Here is a 17,430-nt window from a genome sequence, read left to right as displayed (position 1 = left end):
ACGACGATAGGTCGGCGACGGCATGAGGTGTCCCATGCTCGCTCGCTGGCGCTCGCTCATGCGGTGCCTCCCGAGAGGACGACGCGGGCGCCGTGCCCGGCTCCGAGGGCGGCGCCGAGGTGGACGCCGGAGTTCGTGGGCGCCCAGACGACGCCGTCGGGCATGAAGGCGGCCTCCGCGACGAACGAGGCGGAGCCCGAGGGCCCGGTCAGGGTGGCCTCGGCGCCCGGGGCGACGCCGGCAGCGAGCAGCGTGGCCTCGCTGGCCCTCAGCACCGGGACGCGCGCGGTCTGGCGGTAGTGGTCGGCGCCGTCCTGGAGGCGGCCGTCGTCGACGAGCTGCTTCCAGGTGTCGAGCACGACCTTCTGCGCGGTGGACTTGGCGGCGGCCTGCTTGCGGGCGCGGAAGGCGGCGCGCTTGCCGTCCCACGGCCCGAGCTCGTGCCACTCGGCGGCGGCCTCGTCGACCGTGCGGATGCCGATCGGGCGACCCAGCTCCTCGGCGATGCCGGCCAGGACCCGCACGTCGGGAAGAGCAGGCGAATCGATCAGGACCTTCGCGAAGGGCCGCGGGCGACCCTCCCAGTTCACGAACGTGCCGGCCTTCTCGACCGGAGGCGCGACGGGCAGGACCACGTCGGCCAGCGCGGTGACGGCGGACTCGCGGACCTCGAGGCTGACGACGAAGTCGACGACCCGCAGCGCCTCGCGGGCGGCCGACGGATCGGCGAGGTCGTCGAGGTCGACGCCGCCCACGACGAGCGCGCCGAGCTCACCGGCGGCCGCGGCCGCGATGATCGCGTCGGTGTCGAGGCCGGCCTCGTCGGGCAGGCTCGGGACGCCCCAGTCGGCGGCGACGTCGGCACGCGCCTCGGCCGAGGCGACCGGGCGACCGCCGGGCAGCAGGGTGGGCAGGCAGCCGGCGTCGAGCGCCGAGCGGTCGCCGGCGCGGCGCGGGACCCAGGCCCAGCGGGCGCCGGTCTCGGTGGCCTTGGCGGCGACGGCGGAGAGACCGCCGGGGACCGTGGCGAGGCGCTCGCCGGCCAGGATGATCGCGCCGGGCTCGAGGGCCAGCTCGGCCAGCGCCGCGGGCTCCTGGCCGGGGATCGTCGGGACGAGCGTGCCACTCATCTTCGACAGGCCCCGCGTGGTGTGCGTGCCGAGGGCGACGACCTTGACGCCCTTGCGGCTGGCCTTGCGCAGGCGCAGGAACAGCGCCCCGGCCTCGTCCTCGGGCTCGAGGCCCACCAGGACGACCGTGGACGCCTTCTCGAGGTCGGCGAATCGGACGCTCGCAGGCGTGCCGGCGACCTTGGCGGCGAGGAACTCGGTCTCCTCCTTGGCGGTGGCCCGCGTGCGGAAGTCGATGTTGTTCGTGCCGAGCGCGACCCGGGCGAACTTGGCGTACGCGTACGCGTCCTCGACCGTGAGGCGGCCGCCGGTCAGGACGGCCTTGCCGGCAGCGGCCGCGAGTCCGCGCGCCGCGACGGCGAGGGCTCCGGGCCACGACGTGGGCTCGAGCTCGCCCGTCTCGGGGTTGCGCACGAGCGGCGTGGTGAGCCGGTCGGCCTGGCGCGACCACGTGAACGCGAAGCGGTCCTTGTCGGTGATCCACTCCTCGTTGACCTCGGGGTCGTCGCCGGCGAGGCGGCGCATGACCTTGCCGCGGCGGTGGTCGACGCGGATGGCCGAGCCGCACGCGTCGTGCTCGGCGACCGACGGGACGCTGATGAGGTCGAACGGGCGCGAGCGGAAGCGGTAGTCGGCGCTGGTGAGCGCGCCCACCGGGCAGATCTGGATCGTGTTGCCGCTGAAGTACGAGCCGAACGGGACGTCCTCGGCGATGCCGATCTGCTGCTGGGCGCCGCGCTCGAGCAGCGCGATGAACGGGTCGCCCGCGATCTCGGACTGGAAGCGGGTGCAGCGCTGGCACAGGACGCAGCGCTCACGGTCGAGCAGGACGTTGCTCGACAGCGGCAGGGGCTTGGGGAACAGGCGCTTGGTCTCGATGAAGCGCGACTCCGAGGCGCCGTGCGACAGCGCCTGGTTCTGCAGGGGGCACTCGCCACCCTTGTCGCAGACGGGGCAGTCGAGCGGGTGGTTCGCCAGCAGGAACTCGAGGATGCCCTCCTGGGCCTTCTCGGCGACCGGCGACGTGACCTGCGTGCGCACGACCATGCCGGGCGCGACCTCGAGCGTGCACGAGGCCTGCGGCTTCGGCATCGGGCGGCCGTTGCCGGCGTCGGGCACCTCGACGAGGCACTGGCGGCAGGCGCCCACGGGCGCGAGCAGCGGGTGGTCGCAGAACCGCGGGATCTCGGTGCCGATGAGCTCGGCCGCACGGATCACCAGCGTGCCCTTGGGGACGCTGACCTCGACGTCGTCGATCGACAGCGTGACCAGGTCGACGGGCGTCGTGTCGGTCGGGTTCGGCTCGGTGACGGTCATCGGACGGCCTCCTTCGCGAACAGGGTCGAGGCGGCGGGCGGGAACAGCTCGCGGCTCGGCGTGGTCATGCCGGCCTCGAACTCCTCGCGGAAGTACTGGATCGCCGACGTGATCGGGCTCGTGGCGCCGTCGCCGAGGGCGCAGAACGCGCGGCCCAGGATGTTGTCGCACAGGTCGAGCAGCAGCTCGATGTCGCCGGACTGACCCTTGCCCTCGTCGATGCGGCGGAGCGTCTGCACGAGCCACCAGGTGCCCTCGCGGCACGGGGTGCACTTGCCGCAGGACTCGTGCTTGTAGAACTCGGTCCAGCGCAGGACGCAGCGCACGACCGACGTGGTCTGGTCGAAGATCTGCAGCGCGCGGGTGCCCAGCATCGAGCCGGCCGCGCCGACGCCCTCGAAGTCCAGCGGGACGTCGAGGTGCTCGGCCGTGAGCAGCGGCGTGGACGAGCCGCCGGGGGTCCAGAACTTCAGCTCCGAGCCCTCGCGCATGCCGCCGCCGAGCTCGAGCAGCTCGCGCAGCGTGATGCCCAACGGGGCCTCGTACTGGCCCGGCTTCGCGACGTGACCCGAGAGGCTGAAGATGCCGTGGCCCTTGGACTTCTCGGTGCCCATCGAGGCGAACCAGTCGGCGCCGCCGGCGATGATGCCCGGCACCGAGGCGACGGACTCGACGTTGTTGACCACGGTGGGCGAGGCGTAGAGGCCCGCCACCGCGGGGAACGGCGGACGCAGGCGGGGCTGGCCGCGGCGTCCCTCGAGCGAGTCGAGCAGCGCCGTCTCCTCACCGCAGATGTAGGCGCCGGCCCCGGCGTGGACGATGAGGTCGAGGTCGTAGCCGCTGCCGTGGATGTCGCGGCCCAGGTGGCCGGCCTCGTAGGCCTCGCGCACCGCGGCGCGCAGGCGGCGGATCACGTGCAGCACCTCGCCGCGCACGTAGATGAACGCGGTGTGGGCGCGGATCGCGCGCGAGGCGATGATGACGCCCTCCACGAGCACGTGGGGGTTGGCCATCATGAGCGGGATGTCCTTGCAGGTGCCCGGCTCGGACTCGTCGGCGTTGACCACGAGGTACTTCGGGTTCGGGTTGTCCTGCGGGATGAAGCCCCACTTCATGCCGGTGGGGAAGCCGGCGCCGCCGCGACCGCGCAGGCCGGCGTCCTTGACCTCCTCGATGATGGCGTCGGGGTCCATCGTGAGGGCCTTCTCGAGGCCGCGGTAGCCGCCGCGCTGCGTGTAGGCGTCGAGCGTCCAGGCGCGGTCGTCGGCCCAGTTGGCGGTGAGGACCGGAGTCAGCACGTCGGTCATTCGGTGTCCTCGCTCTCCTGCAGGTCGGCGCCACCCTCGACGTCGGTGTCCGTCTGGTCGGCCACGGTCTCGGACTCGGCGCGGCTCGTGTCCGCCTCGACGACGGCCTCGGTGGCCGACTCGGGCGGAGCCTCGGAGCCGGACGCGTCGAGCGGCGGGGCCGCCCAGCCGCGCTGGTCGGCGATCTCGAGACCCACGAGCGAGGCGGGACCCGCGGCGGGGCCCTCGTCGACCAGACCGTCCTCGAAGCCGCCGATGACCCGCTCGGCCTCGCGCCACGAGGTGATCGTGGCGCCGCGTGTGGACTGCACGGTCTCGCCGGCGCGGAGCCGGTCGACGACGTCGATCGCGGAGTCGGGGGTCTGGTTGTCGAAGAACTCCCAGTTGACCATCATCACCGGGGCGAAGTCGCAGGCCGCGTTGCACTCGACGCGCTCGAGCGTGACCTGTCCGTCCTCGGTGGTCTCGTCGTTGCCGACGTCGAGGTGGCCGCAGAGACGCTCGAAGATCTCGTCGCCGCCCATCACGGCGCACAGCGTGTTGGTGCAGACGCCGACGTGGTGCGTGCCCATCGGACGGCGCTTGTACATCGTGTAGAAGGTGGCGACGGCGCTGACCTCGGCCTCGGTGAGGCCCAGGATCTGCCCGCACGCCTCGATGCCCTCGGAGGTCACGCGACCCTGCACGGACTGCACGATGTGCAGCATCGGCAGCAGCGCGCTGCGCGACTGCGGGTAGCGCGCCGCGAGTTCGCGGAGCTCGGCCAGCGTGGTCTCGCTCAGCGTCTCGGAGATCTGCTCGGTCACCGGTCAACGCCTCCCATCACGGGGTCGATCGAGGCGACCGCGACGATGACGTCGGAGAGCATGCCGCCCTCGCTCATCGCCGAGACGCCCTGCAGGTTCACGAACGACGGCTCGCGGAAGTGGACCCGGAACGGCCGGGTGCCTCCGTCGGACACCGCGTGGCACGCGATCTCGCCCTTCGGGGACTCGATCGGGAAGTAGGCCTGGCCGGCCGGCACCCGGAAGCCCTCGGTGACGAGCTTGAAGTGGTGGATCAGCGCCTCCATGGACTCGCCCATGATGTGCTGGATGTGCTGCGGCGAGTTGCCCTGGCCGTCGGCGCCCACCGACAGCTGCGACGGCCACGCGATCTTGCGGTCGGCGACCATGACGGGCTGGCCCTCGGTGCCGGCGAGGCGGTCGATGCACTGCTCGACGATCCGCAGCGACTCCCACATCTCCTGCTGGCGGATCATGAACCGGCCGTAGGCGTCGGGCTCGTCGCGGGTGACGACGTCGAACTCGTAGGTGTCGTAGCCCCAGTAGGGCTGCGTGCGGCGCAGGTCCCAGTCCATGCCGGTGGAGCGCAGGATCGGGCCGGTGATGCCGAGCGCCAGCACGCCGGCGAGGTCGAGGCGGCCGACCTTCTGGAGGCGGCCCTTGAAGATCGGGTTGGCGTTGCAGAGCGCCGCGTACTCGGGGAGGCGCTTCTTCAGCAGGGTGACGAGGTCGCGCAGGTGCTGGATCGAGCCGTCGGGCAGGTCCTGGGCCACGCCACCGGGGCGGAAGTACGCGTGGTTCATGCGCAGGCCCGTGATCAGCTCGAACGCCTTGAGGATCTCCTCGCGGTCGCGGAAGCCGCACGTCATCACGGTGAGGGCGCCGATCTCCATGCCGCCCGTGGCGATCGCGACGAGGTGGCTGGAGATGCGGTTCAGCTCGAGCATGAGCACCCGGATGACCGTGGCGCGCTCGGGGATCTGGTCCTCGATGTCGAGCAGCCGCTCGACCGCACCGACGTACGCGGCCTCGGTGGAGAACGGCGCGACGTAGTCCATGCGGGTGCAGAAGGTCACGCCCTGGGTCCAGGTGCGGAACTCCATGTTCTTCTCGATGCCGGTGTGCAGGTAGCCGATGCCGGCGCGGGCGTCGCGGACCTGCTCGCCGTCGATCTCGAGGATGAGGCGCAGCACGCCGTGCGTGGAGGGGTGCTGCGGGCCCATGTTGATGACGAGGCGGTCGCCCTCGAGGGCGTCGGCCTCGATCGTGTCCCAGTCGCCGCCGGTGACGTTGAAGACGGGGCCGGAGGTGGACTCGGACGTGCCCGCGTACGGGTCGGTGGTGGTCTCGGTCATCAGCTGTACGACCTCCTGTTGTCCGGGGCGGGGATGAACCCGCCCTTGAACTCCACGTCGATTCCTCCGAGCGGGTAGTCCTTCCGCTGCGGGTGGCCGGGCCAGTCGTCCGGCATGAGGATCCGGGTCAGGTGCGGGTGACCGTCGAAGACGATTCCGAACATGTCCCACACCTCGCGCTCATGCCAGTCGGCCGTGGGGTAGACCGCGACGACGCTGGGGACCGTGGGGTCCTCCTCGGGCGCGGTGACCTCGAGCCGGATCCGGCGGTTGTGGGTCATCGAGAGCAGGTGGTAGACCGCGTGCAGCTCGCGCCCGGTGTCTCCCGGGTAGTGCACGCCGCTGACGCCGCTGAACAGCTCGAAGCGCAGGCCCGCGTCGTCGCGCAGGTGCCAGGCGGCCCGGAGCAGCGACTCGCGGCGGATGAAGAACGTGATCTCGCCGCGGTGGACGACGACCTTCTCGATCGCGTCGTGCAGGCCCTCGCCCGACGCGAGCCGCTCGGCGACCTCGTCGAACCAGCCGCCGTAGGGCGGCTGCGAGGCGCCGGGCATGACCACGGGACGGCGCAGTCCGCCGAAGCCGCTGGTGTCGCCGGTGCCGTGGACGCCGAAGGCGCCCTCACGGACCTCGATGACCTCGAGCTCGGTGGCGTCGCTCTTCTGCAGCTCGGCCCGCGTCTCGTGGGACGCGTCCTGGGTCTCATCGCTCATCGGAGAAGTCCCGTCTGCGAGGAGGTGGGCAGGGCGGCCAGGGCGGCGGCCTCCTGCTCACGGATCTCGGCGTTGCGGTCGGCGCCCAGCTGCGTGTGCTGGATCGAGTCGCGCAGCTTGAAGATCGCGTCGATGAGCATCTCGGGACGCGGCGGGCAGCCCGGCAGGTACATGTCGACCGGGACGACGTGGTCGACGCCCTGCACGATCGCGTAGTTGTTGAACATGCCGCCCGAGCTGGCGCAGACGCCCATCGCGAGCACCCACTTGGGGCCGGGCATCTGGTCGTAGATCTGGCGCAGGACGGGAGCCATCTTCTGGCTCACGCGACCCGCGACGATCATGAGGTCGGCCTGGCGCGGCGACGGCCGGAAGACCTCCATGCCGAAGCGGCCGGAGTCGTAGCGTGGCGCGCCGAACGTCATCATCTCGATGGCGCAGCAGGCCAGGCCGAACGTGGCCGGCCAGAACGACGCCTTGCGGAAGTAGCCGGCGAGGCCCTCGACGGTCGAGAGCAGCACGCCACTGGGGAGTTTTTCCTCGAGGCCCATCAGGTCCAGTCCATTCCCCCGCGACGCCACTCATAGACGTACGCGATCGTGATGTTGAGCAGGAAGAGCATGACGGCGAAGAACGCGAACCAGCTCAGCTCGTCGAAGGCGACGGCGAACGGGTAGAGGAACACGATCTCGATGTCGAAGACGATGAACATCATCGCCGTGAAGAAGTACTTGATGGAGACCTTGCCGCCGCCCTCGGGCAGCGGGCTCGGCTCGATGCCGGACTCGTAGCGATCCATCTTGGCCCGGTTGTAGCGAGCCGGGCCGGTGAACGGCGCGATGCCGACGCTGAACAGCGCGAACGCGAACGCGATGCCACCCAGCACCAAGATCGGGATGTACTCGTTCACGGCACCTCCAGTCACCCTCGGACGAACCTTGTGAAGATCTTCACAGGCTCAGTGGACCTCACTCTAGTAACACCGAGGGGCACGATGTGAGTTAGGTAACACTTACGCGGCGTGGCGTCCGTCACGCCGAGGTGGAGGGGTCAGACGGGGCGCTCGGCGCGGTGCACCGCGACGATGCCGCCGGAGAGGTTCTCCCACGTCACGGGGCCCCATCCGGCCTCCGTCATCCGCACCGCGAGGCCGCGCTGGTCGGGCCACGAGCGGATCGACTCGGCGAGATAGACGTAGGACTCCGGGTTCGAGGAGACGCGTCGCGCGATCGGCGGCAGCGCCCGCATGAGGTAGTTGGAGTAGAGCGCCTCGAAGGGCTTCCACGTGGGGGTGGAGAACTCGCACACGACGATGCGGCCGCCGGGGCGCGTGACGCGGAGCAGCTCACGCAGGCCCTGGAGCGGGTCGTGGATGTTGCGCAGGCCGAAGGAGATCGTCACGGCGTCGAACACACCGTCGGCGAAGGGCAGCGCCATGCCGTCGCCCGCGGTGAAGTCGAGGCCCGGGAACTGCTGCTTGCCGACCTCGAGCATGCCGATCGAGAAGTCGCACGGCACGACGTGAGCGCCCGCCTCGGCGAACGGGGCGCTGGAGGTGCCGGTGCCGGCGGCGAGGTCGAGGATGCGCTCGCCGCGCTGGGGATCGACGGTGGCGACGACCTTCTTGCGCCAGCGACGGTCCTGGCCGAGGGAGAGGACGTCGTTCGTGAGGTCGTACCGCGCCGCCACCGTGTCGAACATGCGCGCGACGTCGCGAGGATCCTTGTCCAGCCCTGCTCTCATGGCGCCACCTTCTCACGGTGGGCCTCGCCGGGCGCGCGCGTGGGGCGCGGAGAAGCGCCGGGCGTGACGTTTGCGGGCCCAATCGCCGCCCACGGCCCCGCGAACGTCGCGCCCAGTGCTGCGCACGCCCTCATCGCGCCGCGAGTAGGGTGGATCGGGTGAGCACGCTGGCGACCGACGGACGGCCCGAGCCACTCGTCGTACGGTCCCGCGAGATCGAGGATCCCGGCGCGCTGCTGGCCCTGCTGCCGCCCACCTCCGACGCCCTGGCCTGGGTGCACGGCGGCGACGGCATCGTCGGCTGGGGCCGTGCGGCCTCCTACTCCCCCGACGGGGACGACCGTTTCGACGCCGCCGACGACTGGTGGGCCGAGGTCGTCGACGCCTCCGTCGTGCGCGACGAGGTCGAGCTGCCCGGCAGCGGACTGGTCGCGTTCGGCAGCTTCACGTTCGCCGACGGACCCGGCTCGGTGCTCACCGTGCCCGAGGTCGTCGTGGGCCGCCGTGACGGCCGCTGCTGGGTCACCACGATCGGCCTCTCGCTGGGTCCGTCCCCCGCGCTCTCCACGTCCACGCCAACCGATCCCTCCGGCACCCTGTTCGCCGACGAGCCGGGCCGCCGCGACGACTGGGCGGCCACGGTCGAGGCCGCCGTCCGGCGCATCCAGTCCGGCGAGCTCGACAAGGTCGTCCTGGCCCGCTCGGTCGACGCCTCCTTCGAGGAGCCGCTCGACGTCCGGTCGCCGCTGGCCCGCCTCGCCTCGGCCTACCCGAGCTGCTGGACCTTCCACGTCGACGGCTTCTTCGGCTCCACCCCCGAGATGCTCGTGCGGCTGCAGGGCGGCCTCGTCACGTCGCGCGTCCTCGCCGGCACGATCCGCCGCACCGGCGACGACGCCCGCGACCTCTCGCTCGCGGCCTCGCTCGCCCGCTCCAGCAAGGACCTCGAGGAGCACGAGTACGCGGTCCGGTCCGTCGCCGACGCGCTGGCCCCGCACTGCACCGGCATGAACGTGCCCGAGTCGCCGTTCGTGCTGCACCTGCCCAACGTCATGCACCTGGCCACCGACGTCACCGGCGTGCTGCGTGACGACGCCGGCGTGCTGGCGCTCGTCGCCTCGCTGCACCCGTCGGCCGCGGTGGGCGGCACGCCCACGGCCGACGCCGTTCGCGTCATCGCCGAGATCGAGCAGCTCGACCGCGGCCGCTACGCCGGCCCGGTGGGCTGGATCGGTGCGTCGGGCGACGGCGAGTGGGGCATCGGCCTGCGCTCGGCGCAGGTGGCGCCCGACCGCCGCGGTGCGCGGCTGTTCGCCGGCTGCGGCATCGTGGCCGACTCCTCCCCCGCCGACGAGCTGGCCGAGGCCGACGCCAAGCTGATCCCCGTCCGCGACGCCCTGGCCTGACGGTCAGCCCACCAGCTGCGACCTCAGGCGGGACAGCTCCGCCGCGGGGTCCTCCGTGACGCCGCCGTGCACGGGTCCGGGCTGGACGACGGTGGACTTCGGCGCCTTGAGGAAGCCGAAGCGCTGTCCCAGCGGGCGGTCCGAGGCCTCGCCGCCCCGAGCGTCGCCGGCACACACGCCGCTCACGAACTCCAGGGCGGCGCAGACGCGATCCAGGTCCAGGCCGGGGGCGAACGCGGCGATCCGCTCCCGGTCCACCCCCCACTCGACGGCGAGGAAGTCGGCCTCCTGGCAGTAGAGGACGACGCCGACGTTCACGAACTCCTCCCGCTCGGGGCGTGGCACGCAGCGCAGGACGACGTACTGGTACGCGTAGGTGCTCATGCGTCCACCTCCGGGAGCCAGGCGGTGCTGGCGAGCCGCGCGGTGAGGAACTCGACGTACGCCTCGCGCAGCATCTGGGGCGTGACGTCGGGCGTCGTGGTCAGCCACTCGTCCGGGACCTCGGACACGACCTCCTCGAAGACCTCACGCGAGAGGACGCGCCGGGCCCGGACGTCAGCCTCCGCGACCTCGGCGAGGTGCGGACGCAGCACGTGGTCGGAGGAGTCCCAGGGCTGAGCGGCGAAGCGGGCCGGGTCGGTGACCCCGCGGCTCCACGCGTGGTGGAAGTACAGCGAGGCGCCGTGGTCGATGACCCACACGTCGCCGTGCCACACGAGCAGGTTGGGATTGCGCCAGCTGCGGTCCACGTTCGCGCAGAACGCGTCGAGCCACAGGATCATGCCGTGATCGGTGCCGCGGGCATCGATGTCGCCGTCGAACCCGAAGGAGCCCGGGAGGAAGTCGACGCCGAGGTTGAGGCCGATGCTGGCGTTCAGCAGGTCCTGCACCTCCTCGTCCGCCTCGTAGCGCGCGATGGCCTGGTCGAGCTCGAGCGCGACGAGGCGAGGCGTGAGCAGTCCCAGCCGCGTGGCCAGTCCACTCACGATGACCTCGGCGACGAGCACCCGGACGCCCTGCCCGGCTCCGGAGAACTTGCAGACGTACGTCCCGAGGTCGTCGCCCTCGACCACTCCGGGCAGGCTGCCGCCCTCACGCAGCGGCGTGACGTACCTGACCACCCCGACCCGCGAGATCACGCGCGCTCCTCCGACTCGTCGACCATGGCCCCATCATGGCCGACGTCCACCACGGGGCCCATCCCCGTCGGTGCGAGCCAGTAGCGTCGGCCCATGCGGATGGACGAGGCCGAGCGGCGGCGCCGACTCGCGGTCAGGCACGCGCTGGCGGCACCGGTCGACTCACCCGAGGACGTGACCGCGGCGGTCACCGCCCTGCACAGCACCGATCCCGCCTCGATGGTGCTGTCGGTCCTGGCGCGGCTGCGCGAGCCCAGCATCGCCGAGGTCGAGCGGGCGCTCTACGAGGACCGCTCGCTCGTGCGCGTGCTGGCGATGCGCCGCACCGTCTTCGCGGTGCCCACCGCGGACTCCCCCGCCTACATCGCCTCCACGCAGCACTCGGTCGCCGGGCCCGAGTACCGCAAGCTGCGCGGGATGATCGCCGACTCGGGCATCGACGCGCCCGACGAGTGGCTGGCCGCGGCCCACGCCGCCGCGCTCGCGGCGTTCGACCGGCTCGAGGTCTTCAGCAGCGCCGAGCTCGCCGCCGCCGACCCGCTGCTGTCCACGCGCATCGAGATCGGCGCCGGCACCAAGTACGCCACGCAGCAGTCGATCGCCAGCCGGCTGCTCACCGTCATGTCGGCCGAGGGCCACGTCGTGCGCGCCCGGCCCACCGGCACGTGGGCGTCCACCCAGTTCCGCTGGGCGTCGATGCGGCGCTGGCTGCCCGACGTGGGCGACCTGCCCGACGCGGCCGATTCTCGCTCGCTCGTCGCCCGTCGCTGGCTCTCGCGCTTCGGTCCGGCCCGCCCCGAGGACCTGCAGTGGTGGACCGGCTGGACCAAGGGCCACACCACCGCCGCGCTCGCCACCCTCGACACGGCCGAGGTCGAGCTCGACGACGGCACCGGACTCGTCCTGGCCGACGACCTCGACCCCACGCCCGATCCCGGTCCGTGGGTGGCGCTGCTGCCGGCGCTCGACCCCACGACGATGGGGTGGAAGCACCGCTCCTGGTACCTCGGCGAGCACGGTCCGCGGGTCTTCGACACCACGGGCAACGCCGGTCCCACCGTCTGGCAGGACGGCCGGATCGTCGGCGGCTGGGCCATCCGCGACGATGGCACGGTGGCCGTGCGGCTGCTCGCCGACGTGGGCACCGACGCCGAGAAGGCGATCGAGCAGGAGGCCGAGGCCCTGGAGCGGCGCCTCGCGGCCACCGTGGTCAAGGCACGCGGCCGGCGCTGGACCCCGGTGGAGCAGGAGCTACGCGGCTGATTCGCTGAGCGGGGTCAGCTCGCGATAGCGCGGGTCGAGACCGTCGCCGCTGGACCGCCCGGTGACCCGGCGCTTGATCCACGGGCCGAGGTACTCCACGGCCCACTGCAGCTGCGCCTTCACGCGCTCGAGCGCCGTCATCGGGGACGGGTCGGCCAGCACGAGCGGCTCGAGGTCGTGGTCCACGCCGAGGGCGTCGAGCACGGCGATCGCCATGCGCTGGTGGCCGGCGGGCGACATGTGCATCCGATCGGTGTCCCACAGGCGCGCGTCGCGGTAGTCGGTGAGGTTCCAGTAGTCCACCAGCGTCGCGCCGTGGCGCTCGGCGATCTCGCGGACGGCGTCGCGGTAGCGGACGAAGCGGGCCCGCACGACGGCGTAGATCCGCGAGCCGCCCGGGTCGGCCGGGGTGAACATCACGACGCGCGCACCCGAGGCGACGAGGCGCGCGATGACGCGGTCGTACTCGGCCAGGATCGCGTCGAGGTCGACCTTCGGCCGCATGATGTCGTTCGCGCCGGCGTAGATCGTGACGAGGTCGGGACGCAGCGCCAGGGCGGGCTCCAGCTGCTCGGCCGCGATCGGCATCAGCTTGCGTCCACGGATCGCGAGATTGGCGTACGAGAGGCCGCCGCCCTGCGCCCGATCGAGGGCCGCGGCGAACCGGTCGGCCCAGCCCCGCACGCCGTTCGGCAGGGCCGGATCGTCGTCGCCGACACCTTCGGTGAACGAGTCGCCCAGGGCCACATAGCGCGCAAAAGTCACCTCCCGAGACTACGCGCCGTCTCAAGTCCCGGTCCCCGGCCTCTCCATCGCCATGGGAACGACGCTTCCCTTCCAGATTGGAGAATCCGATGAGCCCCCTCGTGAAGACCACCTCCCGCGCGCTGGCGCTCGGGACCACCGGCGCCCTGGTCGCCGGACTGATCGCCGCCGCGCCCGCGAGCGCCGCGGTGAACGTGGACGTACCGCCCACCAAGACCGTCAGCGGCGAGCTGTCCGGCCCCATCGGCATCGAGGACGACGCGGCCGGGAACGTCTACGTGGCGTCCCAGAACAACAACGCCGTCGTGGTGCATCGGGCGAACGCCTCGGGCGCCTCGGCTCCGCTACGGCGGATCAGCGGCGCGGCCACGGGGCTGGCCTCGCCCCGCGACGTCGCCCTCGACGCGAACGGCTTCCTCTACGTCGTCAACCTCACCGGGGACGTGCGCGTGTTCGCGCCGAACGCCAGCGGCAACGTCGCGCCGACGAAGACCTTCGGCACCGGCGCGGGCAACGCCTGGGGCATCGACATCGCCGGGGGCGAGATCTACGTGCGCAAGACGAACGCGTACAACGTCTACTCCCCCGCTGCGACCGGGTCCCCGGCGCCGACCGAGCGCGTGGTCACCGGGCTCGGCCAGGGCCGGTCGATCGTGGTCTCCGGACCTCGCGTGTGGACCGCCAACGGCACCCAGCTGCGGGCGTACTCCCGCACGGCGGACGGTGCCGCCACGCCGATCCAGTCGATCAACAACGCGCTGCCGAACACCGAGATCAACGGACTCGACGCGGACTCGGCCGGGCGCATCCACGTCGCGACGTTCAGCCCCGCCACGGTACGCGTGTTCGCACCGAACGCGGACGGGAACGACACGGCGCTGAAGATCCTCGGCGGACCCGCCTCGACGCTGAGCCAGTCGACGGGCCTCACGATCCTGGGCGGCGGATCGTTCGCCGTGGCCGACTTCGGCCAGGGTCGCTACCGGGTCTTCAAGAGCCTGTTCGTCAAGCCGGCCACCAAGCCCGGCAAGGTGCGGTCGCTGAAGGTCGGCGGCAAGCGCACCTCGAAGGTCCGCAAGGTCGTCTGGAAGGCTCCGTCGTCCAACGGCGGTGCGAAGATCACGTCCTACCGGATCGTGGTGAAGAAGGGCGGCAAGACCCTGCTCAAGCGCAACGTGAGCGGCTCGAGCCGCTCTCTGAAGATCAAGCGCTCGAAGCTGCGCAACGGCGTCAACACCGTCTACGTGCAGGCGAAGAACAGCAAGGGTCTCGGCCCGGCGGCCAAGAAGAGCTTCCGCGTGCGGAAGTGATCGCCACCCGAACGGCAGCACGCCCCGGACCCTCAGGGCCCGGGGCGTGCTGCCGCGTGTCAGCGCCGCTTCGGCAGCGTGCTGGACCCGCCGTGCATGACGGTGAGGATCTGCTGGAACCGGCTCTCGGTCTTCTCGTCGCGGGTGAGCGACTGCAGCATGAGGACGGGCTTCATCCGCTGCTTCGTGATGGCCTTCGGGTAGGTGAACTCGCGCAGGCCGTCGGGGCCGTGGATGCGGCCGAAGCCCGAGTCGCCCACGCCGCCGAACGGCAGGCCCGGGATCGCGGCGAAGGAGATCACCGAGTTCACCGAGGTCATGCCCGACCGGATCCGCGCGGCCACGTCCATGGCGCGCTTCTTGCCGAAGACCGCGCCGGCCAGGCCGTACTTCGTGGCGTTGGTCAGCTCGACGGCCTCGTCCATGTCCTTGACCGGGTTGACCACGAGGGTGGGGCCGAAGGTCTCCTCGGTGACCGCGAGCGAGTCCTCGGGCACGTGGGTGATGATCGTGGGCTGCACGTACTTGTCGCCGACCGCACCGGCGCCACCCAGGACCGCCTGGCCGCCGCGGGCGAGGGCGTCGTCGATGTGGCTGCGGATGACGTCGAGCTGCTTGGGCATCGTGGCGGGGCCGTAGACGCCGCCGTCGTCGTAGCCGGGACGGATGCCCTCGGCCTGCTTGAGCAGCTCGGCCATGAACGGGTCGAAGACCTTCTCGTGCACGTAGACGCGCTCGGTGCCGATGCAGGTCTGGCCCGCGTTCGACATGCCCGCCCACAGCGCCGCCTCGGCGGCCGACTGCAGGTCGGCGTCCTCGTCGACGATGAGCGAGTCCTTGCCGCCGGCCTCGATGACGACGGGCGTGAGGTTCTCGGCGCAGGCCGCCATCACCTTCTTGCCCGTGGCGGCCGAGCCGGTGAACGCGATCTTGTCGACGGCGGCGGTGCACAGGTGGTTGCCGGTCTCGCCCAGGCCGGTGACGAGGTTCAGGACGGGGCGGCCGTGCACGACCTCGGTGAACGTGTCCACGAGGAAGCGGCCGACGCCCGGCGTGTACTCGCTGGGCTTGAACACCACGGCGTTGCCGGCGGCCAGCGCGTACGCGATCGAGCCCATCGGCGTGAAGGTCGGGTAGTTCCACGGGCCGATCACGCCGACGACGCCGAGCGGCTTGTACTCGACGTAGGCGGTCTGGTTGGACATCAGCAGGCCCGTGCCGACCTTGTGGCGGCCGAGCACCTTGCCGGCGGACTTGGCGGCCCACGCGATGTGGTCGATCGCCAGGCCGGCCTCGAGCAGCGCGTCGCCGTGCGGCTTGCCGCCCTCGCGGTGCACCTGGTCGGCGAGCTGGCTGAGCCGGCGGGTCAGCACGCTGCGCCACTGGAGCAGGTACTCCTTGCGGCCGTCGAAGCCCAGGTCGCGCCACCAGGCGGAGGCCTCGCGCGCGGCCGCCACCGCGGCGTCGACCTCGGCCCGGCCGTCGATCGGGAAGGTGCCGACGACGTCTCCCGTGGCGGGGTTCAGCGAGTCGAACGTGGGCCGGGGACCCTCGGTGGTCTCCACGGAGGGCTCGATGGTGGCGGTCATGTCAGGCTCCTCGGATGAGATCGGCGACCTTCTCGCCGATCATGATGGTGGGTGCGTTGGTGTTGCCACGCGGGACACGCGGCATGACCGAGGCGTCGGCGACCCGCAGGCCGTCGACGCCGTGGACCTTCAGCTCGGGATCGACGACGCTGCCCTCGACGGTACCCATGGCACACGTGGAGGTCGGGTGGTACAGCGTCTGGCCCAGCCGCGAGACGACGTCGAGGATCTGGTCGTCGGTGGGGTTGCGCACGGCGGGCTCCCACGGCTCGTCGAGCATCCGCGCCATCGGGCCCTGCCAGATCATGTCGAGCATCCGGCGGTAGCCGCCGAGCATCGCGTCGAGGTCGGCGCGGTCGTCGAAGTACGCGGGGTCGATCTCGGGGTGCCACGACGGGTCGGCCGAGCGGAGCCGGATCTGGCCGCGGCTCTGCACGTTGACCAGCGTCGGCGCCACCGTGACCGAGCGGCGCACGGGCTCGTGCAGACCGTTGTCGTAGAAGCCGCTGGGCGCCACGTGGATCTGGATGTCGGGCAGGTCGAGGTCGTCGCGCGAGGCGTAGAACGCACCGCCCTCGCCGATGTTGGACACCAGCGGCCCCGTCTTGGTGGCCTTCCACCGCAGCATGTTCGCCACGGTGATCGCGTCGGCGAGGTCGGTGGTGTTGCGCGTGTAGACCAGGCTGCCGGCCACCGGGTGGTCCTGGAGGTTCTGGCCCACGCCCGGTGAGTCCACCACCACGTCGATGCCGACCTCGCGCAGGTGCGCGCCGGGGCCGACGCCCGAGAGCATGAGCAGCTGCGGGCTGTTGATCGCACCGCCGGACAGGATGACCTCGCCGTCCGCCCGGACCACGTGCTCCTGGCCGTGCTTGCGGTAGGCGACGCCGGTGGCGCGGCCGTTCTCGATGAGGATGCGGGTCACGAAGGCCTCGGTGCGCACCGTGAGGTTCGGGCGACCCATCGCGGGCCGGATGTAGGCGTCGGCCACCGACCAGCGCTCGCCGCGGCGGTTCGTGACCTGGTAGACGCCGGCGCCCTCCTGCGTGGCGCCGTTGAAGTCGTCGTTCTGCTTCAGACCCGCCGCGACGGCCGACTCGACGAACGCCGAGGTCAGCTCGTGGGTGAAGCGGCGGTCCTCGACGACCAGCGGGCCCTGCGTGCCGTGGTACGGCCCGGCGAGACGCTGGTTGGCCTCCGACTTCACGAAGTAGGGCAGCACGTCGTCGTAGCCCCAGCCGGTGGCGCCGTACGCGTCGCGCCACTCGTCGTAGTCGGCGGCGTTGCCGCGGATGTAGATCATCGCGTTGATCGAGGAGCTGCCGCCGAGGGTCCTGCCGCGCGGCCAGTAGGCGCGACGGCCGCCCAGGTGCTTCTGCGCGCTGGTCTCGTAGTTCCAGTCCCAGCGGGTCTTGAACAGCTGGCTGAAGCCGGCCGGGATCTTGATCATGTCGTCCTCGTCGGCGGGCCCCGCCTCGAGCAGCAGGACGCGCCGGTCGCGGTCCTCGCTCAGCCTCGCGGCGATCACGCCACCGGCACTTCCCGCACCGATGACGATGTGGTCGAACGCCTCGTCGGCCATGTCTGCTCCTGCCCAGCGCAACC

At 71.6% G+C, this 17,430-nt stretch carries 16 protein-coding genes; 3 read left to right on the top strand and 13 right to left on the bottom strand.

The genetic code is table 11. The features are described from left to right. Window positions 1–56: 56 nt before the first annotated feature. From BJ975_RS00625 to BJ975_RS00590, 8 genes are all read right to left on the bottom strand, one after another. Window positions 57–2,447 (bottom strand): NADH-quinone oxidoreductase subunit G, encoded by a 2,391-nt coding sequence (locus BJ975_RS00625; protein ID WP_179422652.1) that lies wholly within the window; start codon window positions 2,445–2,447, stop codon window positions 57–59. After that, entirely contained in the window at window positions 2,444–3,754 is a 1,311-nt protein-coding gene (nuoF, locus tag BJ975_RS00620; protein WP_179422650.1) for an NADH-quinone oxidoreductase subunit NuoF, read from the bottom strand. Before nuoF ends, BJ975_RS00625 begins: the two co-directional genes overlap by 4 nt. Then, a complete protein-coding gene (nuoE, locus tag BJ975_RS00615; RefSeq protein ID WP_179422648.1) occupies window positions 3,751–4,560 on the bottom strand; it encodes an NADH-quinone oxidoreductase subunit NuoE in 810 nt (269 codons plus the stop codon). Before nuoE ends, nuoF begins: the two co-directional genes overlap by 4 nt. Further along, a complete protein-coding gene (locus BJ975_RS00610) occupies window positions 4,557–5,894 on the bottom strand; it encodes an NADH-quinone oxidoreductase subunit D (RefSeq protein WP_179422646.1) in 1,338 nt (445 codons plus the stop codon). Before BJ975_RS00610 ends, nuoE begins: the two co-directional genes overlap by 4 nt. Continuing rightward, on the bottom strand, window positions 5,894–6,607 hold the full coding sequence (locus tag BJ975_RS00605) for an NADH-quinone oxidoreductase subunit C (RefSeq protein WP_179422644.1): 714 nt from the start codon (window positions 6,605–6,607) through the stop codon (window positions 5,894–5,896). Before BJ975_RS00605 ends, BJ975_RS00610 begins: the two co-directional genes overlap by 1 nt. Then, the gene (locus BJ975_RS00600) at window positions 6,604–7,158 is read right to left on the bottom strand and encodes a NuoB/complex I 20 kDa subunit family protein (protein WP_179422642.1); all 555 of its coding nucleotides are present in this window, start codon (window positions 7,156–7,158) and stop codon (window positions 6,604–6,606) included. The genes BJ975_RS00605 and BJ975_RS00600 overlap by 4 nt, the downstream gene beginning before the upstream one ends. Continuing rightward, window positions 7,158–7,517 carry an NADH-quinone oxidoreductase subunit A gene (locus BJ975_RS00595; RefSeq protein WP_179422640.1) on the bottom strand — a complete coding sequence of 120 codons (360 nt, stop codon included), beginning with the start codon at window positions 7,515–7,517 and terminating at the stop codon, window positions 7,158–7,160. The genes BJ975_RS00600 and BJ975_RS00595 overlap by 1 nt, the downstream gene beginning before the upstream one ends. Window positions 7,518–7,657: 140 nt before the next feature. Continuing rightward, on the bottom strand, window positions 7,658–8,350 hold the full coding sequence (locus BJ975_RS00590) for a demethylmenaquinone methyltransferase (RefSeq protein WP_179422638.1): 693 nt from the start codon (window positions 8,348–8,350) through the stop codon (window positions 7,658–7,660). Between the two features lie 158 nt (window positions 8,351–8,508). On the opposite strand from BJ975_RS00590, the gene BJ975_RS00585 reads away from it, so the two are divergent. Further along, on the top strand, window positions 8,509–9,756 hold the full coding sequence (locus BJ975_RS00585; RefSeq protein ID WP_317628231.1) for an isochorismate synthase: 1,248 nt from the start codon (window positions 8,509–8,511) through the stop codon (window positions 9,754–9,756). Window positions 9,757–9,759: 3 nt separating this feature from the next. Here BJ975_RS00585 and BJ975_RS00580 read toward each other — a convergent pair whose 3' ends face one another. Both BJ975_RS00580 and BJ975_RS00575 read right to left on the bottom strand, forming a co-directional pair. Continuing rightward, window positions 9,760–10,140, bottom strand: a complete 381-nt coding sequence (locus BJ975_RS00580; RefSeq protein ID WP_179422634.1) for a DUF3037 domain-containing protein — start codon at window positions 10,138–10,140, stop codon at window positions 9,760–9,762. Next, entirely contained in the window at window positions 10,137–10,898 is a 762-nt protein-coding gene (locus BJ975_RS00575; RefSeq protein WP_179422632.1) for a HipA family kinase, read from the bottom strand. Before BJ975_RS00575 ends, BJ975_RS00580 begins: the two co-directional genes overlap by 4 nt. A 93-nt stretch (window positions 10,899–10,991) precedes the next feature. On the opposite strand from BJ975_RS00575, the gene BJ975_RS00570 reads away from it, so the two are divergent. Continuing rightward, window positions 10,992–12,161, top strand: coding sequence for a winged helix DNA-binding domain-containing protein (locus BJ975_RS00570; protein WP_218845696.1), 1,170 nt, complete (start codon window positions 10,992–10,994; stop codon window positions 12,159–12,161). Here BJ975_RS00570 and BJ975_RS00565 read toward each other — a convergent pair. Continuing rightward, window positions 12,150–12,926, bottom strand: coding sequence for an SGNH/GDSL hydrolase family protein (locus BJ975_RS00565; RefSeq protein ID WP_179422630.1), 777 nt, complete (start codon window positions 12,924–12,926; stop codon window positions 12,150–12,152). The genes BJ975_RS00570 and BJ975_RS00565 overlap by 12 nt on opposite strands. An 89-nt stretch (window positions 12,927–13,015) precedes the next feature. Between BJ975_RS00565 and BJ975_RS00560 the strand changes: the two genes are divergently transcribed. After that, a complete protein-coding gene (locus BJ975_RS00560) occupies window positions 13,016–14,236 on the top strand; it encodes an NHL repeat-containing protein (protein WP_179422628.1) in 1,221 nt (406 codons plus the stop codon). 59 nt (window positions 14,237–14,295) lie between these two features. On the opposite strand, the gene BJ975_RS00555 is transcribed toward BJ975_RS00560, so the two are convergent. Next, window positions 14,296–15,825: an aldehyde dehydrogenase family protein gene (locus BJ975_RS00555; protein WP_179422626.1), complete on the bottom strand. Its 1,530-nt coding sequence runs from the start codon at window positions 15,823–15,825 to the stop codon at window positions 14,296–14,298. 1 nt (window position 15,826) lies between these two features. After that, a complete protein-coding gene (locus BJ975_RS00550) occupies window positions 15,827–17,407 on the bottom strand; it encodes a GMC family oxidoreductase (RefSeq protein ID WP_179422624.1) in 1,581 nt (526 codons plus the stop codon). Window positions 17,408–17,430: the final 23 nt, after the last annotated feature.

Origin of the sequence: Aeromicrobium tamlense (assembly GCF_013408555.1) — a bacterium.
GTDB lineage: Bacteria > Actinomycetota > Actinomycetes > Propionibacteriales > Nocardioidaceae > Aeromicrobium > Aeromicrobium tamlense.
This window is presented reverse-complemented; position numbering and strand designations above follow the sequence as displayed.